Source organism: Leclercia sp. GHBNCSD, assembly GCF_055805075.1.
Genome location: NZ_JBQVYO010000001.1, coordinates 3,933,316 through 3,948,431, shown reverse-complemented (window position 1 = coordinate 3,948,431; position 15,116 = coordinate 3,933,316). Strand labels below are relative to the sequence as shown.

12 protein-coding genes, 2 tRNA genes and 2 other RNA genes are annotated in these 15,116 nt (G+C 50.3%); 8 read left to right on the top strand and 8 right to left on the bottom strand.

Annotated features, from left to right (window positions below):
• Positions 1-3: 3 nt before the first annotated feature.
• The 3 genes from oppB to ACT3IC_RS18865 form a co-directional block, all read right to left on the bottom strand.
• Entirely contained in the window at positions 4-924 is a 921-nt protein-coding gene (oppB, locus tag ACT3IC_RS18875) for an oligopeptide ABC transporter permease OppB (protein WP_103179916.1), read from the bottom strand.
• 85 nt (positions 925-1,009) lie between these two features.
• A complete protein-coding gene (gene oppA, locus ACT3IC_RS18870; RefSeq protein WP_103179917.1) occupies positions 1,010-2,641 on the bottom strand; it encodes an oligopeptide ABC transporter substrate-binding protein OppA in 1,632 nt (543 codons plus the stop codon).
• Positions 2,642-3,413: 772 nt separating this feature from the next.
• Entirely contained in the window at positions 3,414-4,061 is a 648-nt protein-coding gene (locus tag ACT3IC_RS18865; protein ID WP_103179918.1) for a YchE family NAAT transporter, read from the bottom strand.
• Between the two features lie 476 nt (positions 4,062-4,537).
• Here ACT3IC_RS18865 and adhE point away from each other — a divergent pair, with 476 nt between their 5' ends.
• The gene (adhE, locus tag ACT3IC_RS18860; protein ID WP_103179919.1) at positions 4,538-7,216 is read left to right on the top strand and encodes a bifunctional acetaldehyde-CoA/alcohol dehydrogenase; all 2,679 of its coding nucleotides are present in this window, start codon (positions 4,538-4,540) and stop codon (positions 7,214-7,216) included.
• A gap of 83 nt (positions 7,217-7,299) precedes the next feature.
• On the opposite strand, the gene tdk is transcribed toward adhE, so the two are convergent.
• Positions 7,300-7,914 (bottom strand): thymidine kinase, encoded by a 615-nt coding sequence (gene tdk / locus ACT3IC_RS18855; protein ID WP_103179920.1) that lies wholly within the window; start codon positions 7,912-7,914, stop codon positions 7,300-7,302.
• A 548-nt stretch (positions 7,915-8,462) separates the two neighbouring features.
• Here tdk and hns point away from each other — a divergent pair.
• Positions 8,463-8,876 (top strand): histone-like nucleoid-structuring protein H-NS, encoded by a 414-nt coding sequence (hns, locus tag ACT3IC_RS18850; protein WP_039030686.1) that lies wholly within the window; start codon positions 8,463-8,465, stop codon positions 8,874-8,876.
• 203 nt (positions 8,877-9,079) lie between these two features.
• On the opposite strand, the gene galU is transcribed toward hns, so the two are convergent.
• The 3 genes from galU to rssA form a co-directional block, all read right to left on the bottom strand.
• Entirely contained in the window at positions 9,080-9,988 is a 909-nt protein-coding gene (gene galU, locus ACT3IC_RS18845; protein WP_103179921.1) for a UTP--glucose-1-phosphate uridylyltransferase GalU, read from the bottom strand.
• Between the two features lie 201 nt (positions 9,989-10,189).
• Positions 10,190-11,203: a two-component system response regulator RssB gene (gene rssB, locus ACT3IC_RS18840; protein WP_156654662.1), complete on the bottom strand. Its 1,014-nt coding sequence runs from the start codon at positions 11,201-11,203 to the stop codon at positions 10,190-10,192.
• Positions 11,204-11,295: 92 nt separating this feature from the next.
• Entirely contained in the window at positions 11,296-12,195 is a 900-nt protein-coding gene (rssA, locus tag ACT3IC_RS18835) for a patatin-like phospholipase RssA (RefSeq protein WP_103179923.1), read from the bottom strand.
• 114 nt (positions 12,196-12,309) lie between these two features.
• On the opposite strand from rssA, the gene ACT3IC_RS18830 reads away from it, so the two are divergent.
• The 6 genes from ACT3IC_RS18830 to ACT3IC_RS18805 all read left to right on the top strand — a co-directional run bounded on the left by ACT3IC_RS18830 (position 12,310) and on the right by ACT3IC_RS18805 (position 14,364).
• Positions 12,310-12,768, top strand: a complete 459-nt coding sequence (locus ACT3IC_RS18830) for a YchJ family protein (RefSeq protein ID WP_156654663.1) — start codon at positions 12,310-12,312, stop codon at positions 12,766-12,768.
• A gap of 45 nt (positions 12,769-12,813) precedes the next feature.
• Entirely contained in the window at positions 12,814-13,656 is an 843-nt protein-coding gene (gene purU, locus ACT3IC_RS18825) for a formyltetrahydrofolate deformylase (RefSeq protein ID WP_103179925.1), read from the top strand.
• Positions 13,657-13,812: 156 nt separating this feature from the next.
• A tRNA-Tyr gene (locus ACT3IC_RS18820) sits at positions 13,813-13,897 on the top strand.
• Between the two features lie 43 nt (positions 13,898-13,940).
• A non-coding RNA gene (locus ACT3IC_RS18815) (RtT sRNA) lies at positions 13,941-14,072 on the top strand.
• A gap of 35 nt (positions 14,073-14,107) precedes the next feature.
• A tRNA-Tyr gene (locus ACT3IC_RS18810) sits at positions 14,108-14,192 on the top strand.
• A 45-nt stretch (positions 14,193-14,237) separates the two neighbouring features.
• Positions 14,238-14,364, top strand: a non-coding RNA gene (locus tag ACT3IC_RS18805) — RtT sRNA.
• A gap of 253 nt (positions 14,365-14,617) precedes the next feature.
• Here ACT3IC_RS18805 and ACT3IC_RS18800 read toward each other — a convergent pair.
• The gene (locus tag ACT3IC_RS18800; protein WP_103179926.1) at positions 14,618-15,061 is read right to left on the bottom strand and encodes an Lrp/AsnC family transcriptional regulator; all 444 of its coding nucleotides are present in this window, start codon (positions 15,059-15,061) and stop codon (positions 14,618-14,620) included.
• Between the last annotated feature and the right edge of the window lie 55 nt (positions 15,062-15,116).

The following is a 15,116-nucleotide window of genomic DNA, read 5'->3' as shown; positions in this document are numbered from 1 at the left end:
GTGTCAGTAGCGGATTTTCGGATCGATAACGGCATAGAGCACGTCGACGATCGCGTTAAAGAAGATGGTGAGCGCGCCAACGAGAATGGTCAGACTCAGTACCAGTGAATAGTCGCGGTTAAGGGCGCCGTTAACGAACAGCTGACCAATACCCGGCAGACCATAGATGGTTTCGATAACCATTGACCCGGTGATAATCCCGACGAACGCAGGGCCCAGATAAGAGAGCACCGGCAGCAGCGCAGGTTTTAACGCATGACGGAAGATGATGCGGCGCATCGGCAGCCCTTTGGCCCGGGCAGTACGGATGAAGTTCGAGTGCAGCACTTCAATCATTGAACCACGGGTGATACGCGAAATACTGGCGATATAGGCGAGAGACAACGCGACCATCGGCAGGATCATAAATTTCAGCGCCCCGCCATTCCAGCCGCCGCCGGGCAGCCATTTCAGGGTGATGGCAAATATCATGACCAGCAAAGGGGCCACGACAAAACTCGGTATGACGACACCGGTCATTGCCACCCCCATAACGGTGTAATCCCATTTCGTGTTCTGGTTAAGCGCGGCAATAACGCCCGCCGTGACGCCAAGAATAACGGCCAGTAAAAACGCCGCGGCGCCTAATTTCGCCGAAACGGGGAAGCTGGACGCCACCAGATCGTTTACGGAATAATCTTTATATTTAAACGACGGACCAAAATCACCGTGGGCCAGCTGTTTCAGATAGTTGAAATACTGGGTGGAGATAGGATCGTTTAAATGATATTTCGCTTCGATATTCGCCATAACTTCTGGCGGCAGCGTACGTTCACCGGTGAATGGACTTCCCGGCGCGAGACGCATCATAAAGAAGGAGATCGTGATAAGAATGAATAGCGTTGGGATCGCTTCAAGACAGCGACGTAGGATAAATTTCAACATTGCCCGTACCTTCTGGCGTGTGCCTATATAATATTACGATGAGTAGACACCGTGGGGCAGACAGCGCCCGCCCCACTCATTGCCATTAATGCTTGATAATATACAAGTTTTTAACGTAGATATTATCCATCGGGTCTTTCCCGGTATATCCACCTACCCACGGTTTCACCAGACGGGCGTTCACGTAGTAGTAAACCGGTACGATCGCAGAATCTTTGTCGAGCTGCTGTTCCGCTTTCGCGTAGAGCTCGGCGCGCTGCGCTTCGTCAGTCACTTTCAGGGTATCGCCGATCAGCTTATCGAACTCTGCGCTCTTATAGTGCGCGGTGTTGTTCGAGCTGTCGCTCAGCATGGTGTTCAGGAAAGAGGTCGGCTCGTTGTAGTCCGCACACCAGCCGGCACGCGCCACATCAAAGGTGCCCTGATGGCGGCTATCCAGGAAGGTTTTCCACTCCTGGTTTTCCAGCTTCACGTTCACACCCAGGTTTTTCTTCCAGATGGAAGAGACTGCGATAGCCAGTTTCTTATGCAGATCGGAGGTGTTATACAGCAGGCTGAAGGTCAGCGGCTTGTCTGCGGTATAACCCGCTTCGGCCAGCAGTTTCTTCGCTTCTGCATTACGCTGTTCCTGGGTCATTTTGAACCATTCTGGCTCGGTCAGCTTCGCACCATCGGTGTACGGTGGCGTGTAGCTGTACGCTGGCAGGTCGCCCTGGTTTTTCACTTTGTTGACGATGATATCGCGATCCAGCGCCAGCTTCAGGGCGGTACGAACGCGAACGTCAGTGAATGGCGCTTTCTGGTTGTTGATTTCGTAATAATAGGTGCAGAGGTACGGGTCAACGTGTACTTCAGCAGGGATCTCTTTCTTCAGCTTCTGGAACAGTTCAATCGGCATGTTGTTATAGGTCATGTCGATTTCGCCGCTGCGGTAGCGGTTAACGTCAGTCACTTCAGAAGAGATTGGCAGATAGGTGACCTGATTAATGACAGTTTTCGCGTTATCCCAGTAGTTGGTATTACGCTCCAGGTCGATACGTTCGTTAACGACCCAGGCTTTCAGCTTGTAGGCGCCGTTAGTCACGATATTGGCGGGCTGAGTCCACTTATCGCCAAATTTTTCAACCGCGGCTTTTGGAACCGGGGAGACGGACGGGTGAACCAGCAGCTTATAGAAATAAGGGACCGGCTCGCTCAGGGTAACTTCGAACGTATTGTCATCGATCGCTTTTACGCCGAGATCGGTAATCGGTTTTTTACCGGTGATGATGTCATCGATATTGGCGATGTGGCCATACTGCAGATAGCTCGCATACGGTGAGGCAGTATTAGGATCTGCCAGACGCTGCCAGCTATAAACGAAATCGTGGGCGGTAACCGGGGAACCATCGGACCATTTCGCGTCTTTACGCAGGTGGAAGGTCCAGACTTTAAAGTCTTTGTTTTCCCATTTTTCAGCTACACCCGCAACCGGGTGGCCGTTTACGTCAGTGACCAGCAGACCTTCGAACAGATCGCGGTTAACGTTAGACTCCGGTACACCTTCAATCTTGTGCGGATCCAGAGACTGAACCTCAGCACCGTTGTTACGCACCAGCGTTTGCTTCTCCGCCAGTTGAACTCCAGCAGGGACGTCAGCAGCCATTGCAACGTTGCCTGCGATTAGCGCAGTTAAAATCCCCGCAGCTACCAGACTTTTTTTTGTGATGATGGACATTGTGTTGATACTCCACTCTTTATAATTACTGGTTTTTACCAGCCTGTTTAATTCCCCTTTTTAGGGGTTCCCTGACAACGTAGGAGTTTATGCTGCCGTCAGGCGTTTTTTACTTCTCGCTATCACCGACTTTACTATTACTGGCGGCTCGTCTGGCCGCCTTGCGTCGATTTGTGACATGCCTCCCCTGCCGAGGCATGTATTAATTCTTATAGGTCAAAATCGTTAATGAAAAAGATTCTCAACTAGAAGAATTACGCTGAAATGGAATGGCCGGAAAGTACCAAATGAGTTACTTAGGTGCCAATACATTTTGCAAATTTGTTAACCAATTCTCTTTTACGGAAGGGACCGTCATGCCGTGGCCTGCTATGTCCCGCACCGAAAAAGAAAAAAGTGACCAATATTCAATGAGATGAAGAAAATGTTATGGATGAGCGCACCGCGATGCCAGAAGCGTTCTCTTTTTTGTACAAAAAATTAACAACTGTCTATTATTTAGCACATTCATCTAAATCATTCAGCAAATTACTAATATCATCTCAGTAATCTTGCAGCAAGCCCCAGAGTATTGTGTGAGTAAAATAACAGACGTATTGCGCGGTTTATGAGCAGGTGAGCGGCATGGGAACAGGCAAGTGATTGAAAATCAACAAAACAAAATTATTAATAAAATTAATTATAGTTAAAGCGATTTTCAACTTTCATTATATGATTTGCTGATAATGACAAAAAAAGCGGAGCCCAGGGCTCCGCTTTTTCATTTGAAGGATTAACCTAATAACCCCGGAAAGATTGATTTCAGACCGGTTACAATAAATTCAATCCCTAGCGCCATCAGCAGCAGACCCATTATACGGGTGATAACGTTAATACCCGTCTGTCCCAACAGGCGTACCAGCCATGGCGCAATACGGAATACCCCCCAGCAACAGAAGGCAAACAGAGCAATGGCGATCGAAAAGCCAATCAGATGCATCAGGTTATGGTAACGCGTTCCCCATACGATGGTAGAACTGATAGCCCCTGGCCCTGCCATCAAGGGCAACGCCAGCGGCACCACGCCAATGCTCTCGCGGATGGCGGTTTCTGATTTCTCCTGCTTGTTCTGTTTGTCCTCACCCAGCTTGCCGCTGATCATTGACATGGCAATGGTGACGACGAGGATCCCACCGGCAATTCTGAACGAATCGATTGAGATGCCAAAAATCTGCAATATTGAGTCCCCAAGATAGAGCGACGTCAGCAGGATGATGGCCACAGACAAATTTGCCGTCAGGTTGGTTTTATTCCTGGCAAGGGCGGTTTGATAGCTGGTCATACTGATGAAGACGGGAATAATACCCACCGGGTTCACCAGCGCGAACAGACCGATAAAAAACTTAAAATAGGTTGGGAAATCAAAGAGCGATAGGCTCACTGTTAGCTCCGCTGATTAGCAAGTCTCAATATAAAATGTGGCATCCACAGTAACCGCGCAGACGATACGCCTTTTATGCCGCCAGTTCACCACAATAATGCTAAATATGGTGATGTAACGCTGTAAAATATTTGTGTACTTTATACGTTGTTATGGTTCAATTAGTTTTGCAATTATTTAACAACTGACGAAATGCCCTAAAATACCCCTGCTGAAAGGTATCAGCTTATGGATAAATTGATACAGATCATGTTTTCGGTACTCAGAAGTGAGTAATCTTGATTACGCCACCAGGGAGACTCAGAGTCTGAACGTAGGCTACTGATGGGAGGCTCTTTTAGTAAATCAGGGGAACGATAAAAACATTAACACCTTGTTTTTACGTAAGTTAAGCAAGTGGCAATGACGCTGACTATACTGTTTTCGTGTCGAGCAGCTGATTTACTAAAAGAGTTTAACATTATCAGGAGAGCATTATGGCTGTTACTAATGTCGCTGAACTTAACGCACTTGTAGAGCGCGTAAAAAAAGCCCAGCGTGAATATGCCAATTTCACCCAAGAACAGGTTGATAAAATCTTCCGCGCCGCCGCTCTGGCTGCTGCAGATGCTCGAATCCCTCTCGCTAAAATGGCCGTTGCCGAATCTGGTATGGGTATCGTCGAAGATAAAGTGATCAAAAACCACTTTGCTTCCGAGTATATCTACAACGCCTATAAAGACGAGAAGACTTGTGGCGTTCTGTCTGAAGATGACACGTTCGGTACCATCACCATTGCTGAGCCAATCGGCATCATCTGCGGTATCGTTCCAACCACCAACCCAACGTCTACTGCTATCTTCAAATCGCTCATCAGCCTGAAGACGCGTAACGCGATCATTTTCTCTCCACACCCACGTGCTAAAGATGCCACCAACAAAGCTGCAGATATCGTTCTGCAAGCGGCGATCGCTGCGGGTGCACCAAAAGACCTGATCGGCTGGATCGATCAGCCTTCCGTGGAGCTGTCTAACGCTCTGATGCACCACCCAGACATTAACCTGATTCTGGCAACTGGTGGCCCAGGCATGGTTAAAGCGGCCTATAGCTCCGGTAAACCGGCTATCGGCGTAGGTGCGGGTAATACCCCTGTTGTTATCGACGAAACCGCCGATATCAAACGTGCTGTTGCCTCTGTACTGATGTCTAAAACCTTCGATAACGGCGTAATCTGTGCTTCCGAGCAGTCCGTTGTGGTTGTTGACTCCGTATACGATGCCGTTCGCGAACGTTTCGCCAGCCACGGCGGCTACCTGCTGCAGGGTAAAGAGCTGAAAGCGGTTCAGGACATCATCCTGAAAAATGGTGCACTGAACGCCGCCATCGTAGGTCAGCCAGCGTATAAAATTGCTGAACTGGCAGGTTTCACCGTTCCAGCCAGCACGAAGATCCTGATTGGCGAAGTGAATATCGTTGACGAAAGCGAGCCGTTTGCGCACGAAAAACTCTCTCCGACGCTGGCAATGTACCGCGCGAAAGATTTTGAAGAAGCGGTTGTTAAAGCGGAGAAACTGGTAGCTATGGGCGGTATCGGTCATACCTCCTGCCTGTATACCGACCAGGACAACCAGCCAGATCGTGTTGCTCACTTCGGTCAGATGATGAAAACAGCACGTATTCTGATTAACACCCCTGCTTCTCAGGGTGGTATCGGTGACCTGTATAACTTCAAACTCGCGCCTTCCCTGACTCTGGGTTGTGGTTCATGGGGTGGTAACTCCATCTCTGAGAACGTTGGTCCTAAGCACTTGATCAACAAGAAAACCGTTGCTAAGCGAGCTGAAAACATGTTGTGGCATAAACTTCCGAAATCTATCTACTTCCGCCGTGGCTCCCTGCCAATCGCGCTGGATGAAGTGATTACTGATGGCCACAAACGTGCGCTCATCGTGACTGACCGTTTCCTGTTCAACAACGGCTACGCAGACCAGATCACCTCTGTTCTGAAAGCGGCTGGCGTGGAAACTGAAGTCTTCTTCGAAGTTGAAGCTGACCCAACCCTGTCCGTTGTTCGCAAAGGCGCAGAGCTGGCAAACTCCTTCAAACCAGACGTGATCATCGCGCTGGGTGGCGGCTCCCCAATGGACGCAGCCAAAATTATGTGGGTAATGTACGAGCACCCAGAAACGCACTTCGAAGAGCTGGCGCTGCGCTTTATGGATATCCGTAAACGTATCTACAAGTTCCCGAAAATGGGCGTGAAAGCGAAAATGATCGCCGTCACCACCACTTCCGGTACCGGTTCTGAAGTGACGCCATTTGCTGTTGTTACCGACGATGCAACAGGTCAGAAATACCCACTGGCAGACTACGCTCTGACCCCGGACATGGCGATTGTTGACGCCAACCTGGTCATGGACATGCCGAAATCACTCTGTGCATTCGGTGGTCTGGATGCGGTAACTCACGCCCTGGAAGCTTATGTTTCTGTACTGGCGTCTGAGTTCTCTGACGGTCAGGCTCTGCAGGCACTGAAACTGCTGAAAGAGAACCTGCCAGCCTCTTATAACGAAGGCTCTAAAAACCCGGTTGCCCGTGAGCGTGTGCACAGTGCTGCCACCATCGCCGGTATCGCGTTTGCTAACGCCTTCCTGGGTGTGTGTCACTCCATGGCGCACAAGCTGGGCTCTCAGTTCCACATTCCTCACGGTCTGGCGAACGCCCTGCTGATTTCTAACGTTATCCGTTACAACGCTAACGATAACCCGACCAAGCAGACGGCATTCAGCCAGTACGACCGTCCGCAGGCTCGTCGTCGCTACGCAGAAATTGCTGACCACCTGGGCCTGAGCGCTCCTGGCGATCGTACTGCTGCGAAGATCGAGAAACTGCTGGCATGGCTGGAAAGCCTGAAAGCGGAACTGGGTATTCCTAAGTCTATCCGTGAAGCTGGCGTTCAGGAAGCTGACTTCCTGGCACACGTAGACAAGCTGTCTGAAGATGCCTTTGATGACCAGTGTACCGGTGCGAACCCGCGCTACCCATTGATCGCAGAGCTGAAACAGATCCTGCTGGATACCTTCTATGGCCGCGAATACACTGAAGGTGTGGTTGCTGCACCGGCAGCTGTAGAAACGCTGGTAAAAGCGGATAAGAAAGCGAAGAAAAGCGCTTAATTAATCGCTCAATAAAAAACCCGCTCCGGCGGGTTTTTTTATGTCTCTTTTCCAGCGCAAATAGCGACAGACGAACTGGACCGTTAACGACGACTGGCTTCCTGAATCGCCGTCAGAGAGCCTGTTACCAGCGCCTCTTTATAATGCTTACGACATACGGATACATAGCGCTCATTACCGCCAATCACCACCTGTTCGCCTTCCGCATAGGGTTTTCCTGCCTGATCAAGACGCAGCACCATACTCGCTTTACGCCCGCAGAAGCAGATGGTTTTTAATTCCACCAGCTTATCTGACCATGCCAGCAAATACTGGCTGCCGACAAACAGTTCGCCGCGAAAATCCGTTCGCAGCCCATAGCAAAGTACTGGAATATCCAGTTCATCAACGACTTCAGAAAGCTCATGAACCTGCTGACGCGTTAAAAACTGGCTCTCATCCACCAGCACGCAATGGACTGCCTGGTCAGCCGCCTGTGCACGAATTTCGTCCAGCAGATTAGTTTGTGGGTTAAATAACCTGGCTGGAGAAGAGAGGCCAATTCGCGAACTCACTTTTCCGGCACCAAAACGGTCATCGATTTCGGCGGTGTAAACCACCGTACGCATCCCACGCTCCTGGTAATTGTAGGAGGATTGCAGTAACGCGGTCGACTTACCTGCGTTCATTGCTGAATAGTAGAAATACAGTTGTGCCATTGGCCGTTAAACCCTAATCAATGTGTATTATTACCGATAGGCGATTGTACCATATTTTGTCGGGTCTTCCGTGCTGCAGCGCGGAAGACCCGCGTTACGAGAGATTTTATCCACCACCGGGATATAGGACACATCATGAAGGAGCATACGAAAAGAACATAAAAACCCATGGTTTTATAAACGCTAAGTTCCGGAAAAACCTGTTATTTTAATGTCGCCACCAGGCTGAAAATGATTCAGGCGTAATTAACGGTTTCATCGGGTAACCGTGTTTTCAGTACTAATACGAAAGGTTGATATTTATCCGGAGAAACAATAATCCCCATGAAAATTGCCTGTAAAAAAAGAGTTCACCGTCAGGTTTACAACGCATCTTTTGATAACGCCGCCCCCCTTTCTCCCCGCCAAATTTAAGTTCCGGTAATTAATAATAGTGCCGAATATTAGGTATTTTTGAATTCCTTACATTCTGGCCTATTGCACATATCAATTTATGCCTCTATTATTACCTCAACAAACCCCCACATTATAAGTTTGAGATTACTACAATGAGCGAAGCACTTAAAATTCTGAACAACATCCGCACTCTCCGTGCCCAGGCGAGAGAATGTACTCTGGAAACGCTTGAAGAAATGCTGGAGAAATTAGAAGTCGTTGTTAATGAGCGTCGTGAAGAAGAAAACGCCGCTGCTGCTGAAATCGAAGAACGTACACGTAAACTGCAGCAATATCGTGAAATGCTGATCGCTGATGGTATTGATCCTAACGAATTGCTGAACAGCATGGCTGCCGCTAAAACCGGTACTAAAGCTAAACGTGCTGCGCGTCCGGCTAAATATAGCTACATCGATGAGAACGGCGAATCTAAAACCTGGACCGGCCAGGGCCGTACTCCAGCTGTTATCAAAAAAGCAATGGATGAGCAAGGTAAACAACTGGACGACTTCCTGATCCAGGAATAAGCCAGTAAATATCCGAAAAATCCCGCTTAATGCGGGATTTTTTATGCCTTTATTTTATCTCGTGTGACATTCTGTTACACGTGCACATATAACGATTACATCACACTATTACCCTGCCCTACATGAGCGACACCCTAAAAAGGTTATAAAAAAACCGGCGTAGCATAGCTATCACCGGTTTTGCTTAGGGCGTTAACGCCGTATTAGTTTTTAATGTCCAGCGTCTCTTTCAGCCAGCCCTTAAATTCTTCGCCCAGGGACTGGTGACGAACACCATATTCAACGAAGGCCTGCATGTAACCGAGTTTATTACCGCAGTCATGGCTCTTACCTTTCATATGGTAAGCCTCGACGGTCTCTTTTTCGATCAGCATGTCGATGGCATCGGTCAGCTGGATCTCATCGCCGGCGCCTGGAGGCGTTTTCGCCAGCAGCGGCCAAATCTCTGCGCTCAGTACATAACGCCCTACTACAGCGAGGTTAGATGGCGCTACGTCGGCTTTTGGCTTCTCAACCACGCCAACCATTGGCACGCTGTCGCCTGGCTTCATATCGACGCCTTTGCAGTCCACAACGCCATAAGCGGTAACGTCTTCAACTGGCTCAACCATGATCTGGCTGCTGCCCGTTTCGTCGAAGCGTTTAATCATTTCAGCCAGGTTATCCTGGGAAAGATCGGATTCAAACTCGTCCAGAATAACGTCGGGTAAAATAACCGCTACCGGCTCGTTACCGACTACCGGGTGGGCACACAACACGGCGTGACCCAGACCTTTTGCCAGCCCCTGACGGACCTGCATAATAGTGACATGCGGCGGGCAAATAGACTGCACTTCCTGAAGAAGCTGACGCTTCACGCGTTTTTCCAGCATGGCTTCAAGTTCAAAACTGGTATCGAAATGGTTTTCGATAGAGTTTTTGGATGAATGTGTTACCAGCACAATTTCAGTGATGCCTGCAGCAATACATTCGTTGACCACATACTGGATTAATGGCTTATCAACGAGTGGCAGCATCTCTTTTGGAATTGCCTTCGTTGCTGGCAGCATCCTGGTTCCCAACCCGGCAACCGGGATAACGGCCTTTCTCACTTTCGAATTTACGGCAGCCATTGAAACTCTCCTGAACTGTTCATGTTTTGAACTTTAGTCTGCATTAATAACGCGTTCAGTATATCAGCCTGTGGATGGTGTCCGGGTCTGAAAAGGACGCGCTACCGCTTAATTAGGATAAATACGAATAAAAACAGGCACCGATAGTAGCATTGCCCGTAAAACGACGGTAAAGCTATCTACCGTTTAAATTCCAACTGACTATTCTGTGGACAACATTAAGCGCAACCGCCCCCCCGTCCCCCAAATTTGGCATTGCCATGAGGTACAGCGGTGGCTTATTTGATTCAGGTAAGTATTTCCTAAGGTTCCTAACGGGACGCCGTTACTGACCTGAATATGATGCTCCCCGGTATTTAGCGTGGCATTAAGTCCGGCAGAGACCAAAATCAAATTTTTCAGGCCGCTATGGTAATAACCGACCAGTAATGGGAATTGTCCTGGTAAACTGGCCTGGCGCAACAGCTGGTTGACCTGTTTCAACAGGCTGCCTAACTCAGGCAGACGCTGACCCTGATGAGAAAGTTGTTCCTGAAGCAATCCATTAAATAATGCCCGCAATAATAATGCCGCCAGCACACCATTATCGCCCGCCCGGGTAACATCCAGACAATAAAACGCCAGATCGTTTTCAGATAATGGTGCGATATCCAGCACCAGACCCGGTTGATCGGCAGCCATCAGCTGGCGGTAATTAACTTTGCACCCGGAAAATGTCTGCTGAACCGGCGGCTGAAGCTCCTGTAACAGTTTTGCCGCCGCAGAGGGGTTATTCACCAGCGCATCCCAGTCCTGAAAAAGCCGCTCTTCCTCTTCAACACGCGAATTAAACATATTGGGATAGAGGCAGGCGAGAACGGTTTCACGCAAACGATTCAGATCTTTAACTGGCTTAAGCAATACGTCCTGGACACCCAGGCGTAACGCTTTTGCGATATCGGCCATATTTTCGGTCGCAGAGATGACCAGAATGGGGATCTGGTCGCCGGCATTACGTAAATGCTCCACCAGCTTCAGGCCATTCATCCGCGGCATGGCGATGTCGCAAATCATCAAATCGGGCTTAATGCCCACCATTTTTTCCAGGGCGTCGATCCCATCACCTGCAAGTGCAGTCGTCGCCCCCAGCGATGATAGCCATGAATCCAGTAAGGAGCGGAAAACAGGCTCGTCTTCAACTATCAGAATTTGTTTCCCGGCTAATGGCTGTGTCATGGTCTCTCCCGGCGCTGACAATAGATAAATAGTGGCATGCTATCGGCACTATCGCCTGTCAGATTTTGCTGAAGTAATCAAAAAAAGGGTGCTCAGGCTGTTGCCCGCACTAAAGGTAATAATTCGTCCATTTTCTTTTCGACTGCCTGCGCGCCTGCGGTAATGGCCGCTTCAGCACGATGGAAATCGAGCGTTGAAATTTGTGGACAAAAAGGTTGAATCAATATATCCGGCGGATCACCCGCCATTCGGTTGCGCTTCAGGCGATTTTCCAGCACCTGAATCGACGTCGTCATGATTTCCATGGCGGTTGGCGCAGCAACCAGTTTACGGGTGGTTCGCGTGAAGCGTCCTCGCAGGCGTTTATGCCATGCGAGATCGTCCAGAGCGGACTCATCCGACTGGGTGTTAACCGGCATCAGATCCTGTTGCATCAGGTGAGCATCGTGCTGGAGATCGACGGCAATTACGATATCAGCCCCCATCGCACGGGTCAGTGAAATAGGGACAGGATTAACAACGCCACCGTCAACCAGCCAGTAACCATTGTGCGGAACCGGCGCCATCAGGCCCGGCATACTGCAGGAGGCGCGGACGGCAAGATGAATATCGCCTTCGGTAAACCAGATCTCCCTGCCGGTGCTGAGGTTGGTCGCAACCGCACCGAAAGGCATCTGACAGCTGGAGAATTCGGTCAGGGGCATCACCTGGCGAAAACGGTTAAAGACGCGCTCTCCGCGTAATAACCCGCCACGTTGCCAGGAGAGATCCATCAGGCGCAGGACGTCCCAGTAGCTAAACGATCGTACCCAGGTTTCCAGCTCGGGAAGCTTGCCACACGAATAGGCGGCCCCCACCAGTGAACCTATTGAACAGCCTGCAACAATATCAATTTCGATACCCAAACGTTGTAAGGCGTTGATCACACCAATATGCGACCAGCCCCGGGCTGCACCTGAGCCCAATGCCAGTCCAATTTTTACTTTTCTCATTAGCCCTGTTTAGCGTCCCCTGGATTCCTGCATAGCGTCATTGCAACCGCTCAGTTAACATAGTGCCACCCTGGCGTTATACGTCATTCATTTTTTAATTTCAGGAAGAGAATCGTGTCTCAACTCTGTCCATGCGGTAGCGCTCTCGAGTATAGCCTATGTTGCCAACGATATCTTACCGGTGAGCAGGTTGCACCGGACCCGGCATCACTTATGCGCTCCCGATATGCCGCTTTTGTGACGCGGGACGCAGACTACCTGATTAAGACCTGGCATCCATCCTGCCATGCTACTGATTTTCGTCAGGAGATCGAGGCCGGATTTGCAAATACGCAGTGGCTCGGCCTCACTCAGTACGAAACGGCAGCAGGCCGGGATGAAAACGAGGGGTTCGTCAGTTTTGTTGCGCGCTTTACCGAGCAAGGAAGAGCGGGCGCGATCATCGAACGCTCGCGTTTCTTAAAGGAGGGCGGAGAGTGGTACTATATTGACGGCACGCGTCCACAGTTTGGTCGTAATGACCCCTGCCCTTGTGGTTCAGGCAAAAAATTTAAAAAGTGTTGCGGGCAATAAGGCCTGACAACACGATTCAAGCAAACACGTAAGGATTTTCCGGCAATGCAATCAACACAACGTAAAGTGCTGCGCACCATTTGTCCCGACCAGAAAGGGCTGATCGCCCGTATCACCAATATTTGCTACAAACATGAACTGAATATCGTGCAGAACAACGAGTTTGTTGATCACCGTACCGGCCGCTTCTTTATGCGTACCGAGCTGGAAGGGATCTTCAATGACGCGACGTTGCTGGCCGATCTGGACGGCGCGCTGCCGGAAGGTTCCGTGCGTGAACTGAACCCCGCCGGTCGCCGCCGGGTGGTGATCCTGGTTACCAAAGAGGCACACTGCCTTGGCGACCTGCTGATGAAAGCCAACTATGGCGGGTTGGATGTTGAGATCGCCGCGGTCATTGGTAACCACGAGACGCTGCGTACGCTGGTTGAGCGTTTTGATATTCCGTTTGAGCTGGTCAGCCATGAAGGCCATACCCGCGAAGAGCATGACAATTTAATGGCGCAGGCCATCGAAGCGCATAACCCGGATTACGTGGTGCTGGCGAAATATATGCGCGTCCTGACGCCGTCATTCGTTGCCCGCTTCCCGAATAAGATTATCAACATTCACCACTCGTTCCTGCCGGCTTTTATCGGCGCGCGTCCTTATCACCAGGCGTACGAACGCGGCGTGAAAATCATCGGCGCAACGGCACACTACGTGAATGACAATCTGGATGAAGGTCCAATCATCATGCAGGACGTGATTCATGTCGATCACACCTACACGGCGGAAGATATGATGCGTGCCGGCCGCGACGTTGAAAAAAATGTCTTAAGCCGCGCGCTCTATCAGGTGCTGGCGCAACGCGTCTTTGTCTACGGTAACCGAACGATTATTCTTTAATCCTTTATAAAATGAATTGATTAGCTTTGCGTCTTTATGCGTAAAAATCAGGCAAACGATTCATTTATGCAAAGGAAGTCTTTACAGGGGCGCGTCATTTGATATGATGCGCCCCGCTTCCCACAAGGAAGCAGGCCAGTAAAAGCATTACCCCGTGGTGGGGTTCCCGAGCGGCCAAAGGGAGCAGACTGTAAATCTGCCGTCATCGACTTCGAAGGTTCGAATCCTTCCCCCACCACCATTATTCACCACAGCGATGTGGTAATACCGATGAGATATAGCGATGTTTGCACTTGTCGGGAAGGGTGAGAACCTTCGATTAAGGTTCGAGTCGAGCGCAAGCGAGACAACGTTGCCAGAGGCAACGGCCCGGAGGGTGAGGAGCGAAGCGACGAATAATCCTTCCCCCACCACCATCTTCAAGTTTCACCTCAAAATCTGAATTACCCCTGGTGGGGTTCCCGAGCGGCCAAAGGGAGCAGACTGTAAATCTGCCGTCACAGACTTCGAAGGTTCGAATCCTTCCCCCACCACCATCACTCCCAGAAAGTTCAAACTTCTTACTCCACGCTATGTTCCATATTCTTCCAGTACAGGGAAGGATGAGAAGCTTCGACCAGGGTTCGATTCGAGCGTAGCGAGAAAGCGTTGCCGCAGGCAACGACCCGAAGGGCGAGGCGCAGCCGAGTTCTCCTTCCCCCACCACCATCACTTCTTCGAAAAAATCGATTCAAAATAAAAACACATTCTTCGGATTCCGTGCACCTTTTCCCCGGTGGCGCTGCGCTTACCGGGGCTACAAAACCGCACCATACCCGTAGGCTGGGTAAGGCGAAGCCGCCACCCGGCAAGATATCCGCACCATACCCGTAGGCCGGGTAAGGCGCAGCCGCCACCCGGCAAGATACCCGCACTACACCCGTAGGCCGGGTAAGGCGCAGCCGCCACCCGGCGAAATCCCTTACAACGGGGGCAACCGACGGGTCACCGGTGAACTCTTCACAATCGAGGTGTTGCACTGCGCATGTTCTGCCAGTCCATCCAGCAACGTATCCAGTTGTTCAATGGAGCGCACCACCAGGCGGATAACGAAACAGTCCTCGCCGGTCACTTTGTCGCTTTCAATACACTCGGGCATCTGCTGGATGTATTTATCCACTTTATGCAATAACCCCGGTAACGGTCGCACGCGCACCAGCGCCTGCAGCGTGTAACCCAGCGCGGCCAGGTTTACCCGCGCACCATACCCCTGAATGATGCCCCGCTCTTCCAGCCTTTTTAAGCGTTCTGCCGTACTGGGTGATGTGAGCCCAACCCGGGCGCTTAAGACTTTCAGCGACATACGCGCATCCTCTACCAGACAACGCAGAATATGGCGGTCGATCTCATCGATAAGGTAATCCATAACATTCACCTAATTTATAAAAGCAAACCTCTCCTTTTACCTTAATTCAGCGCTG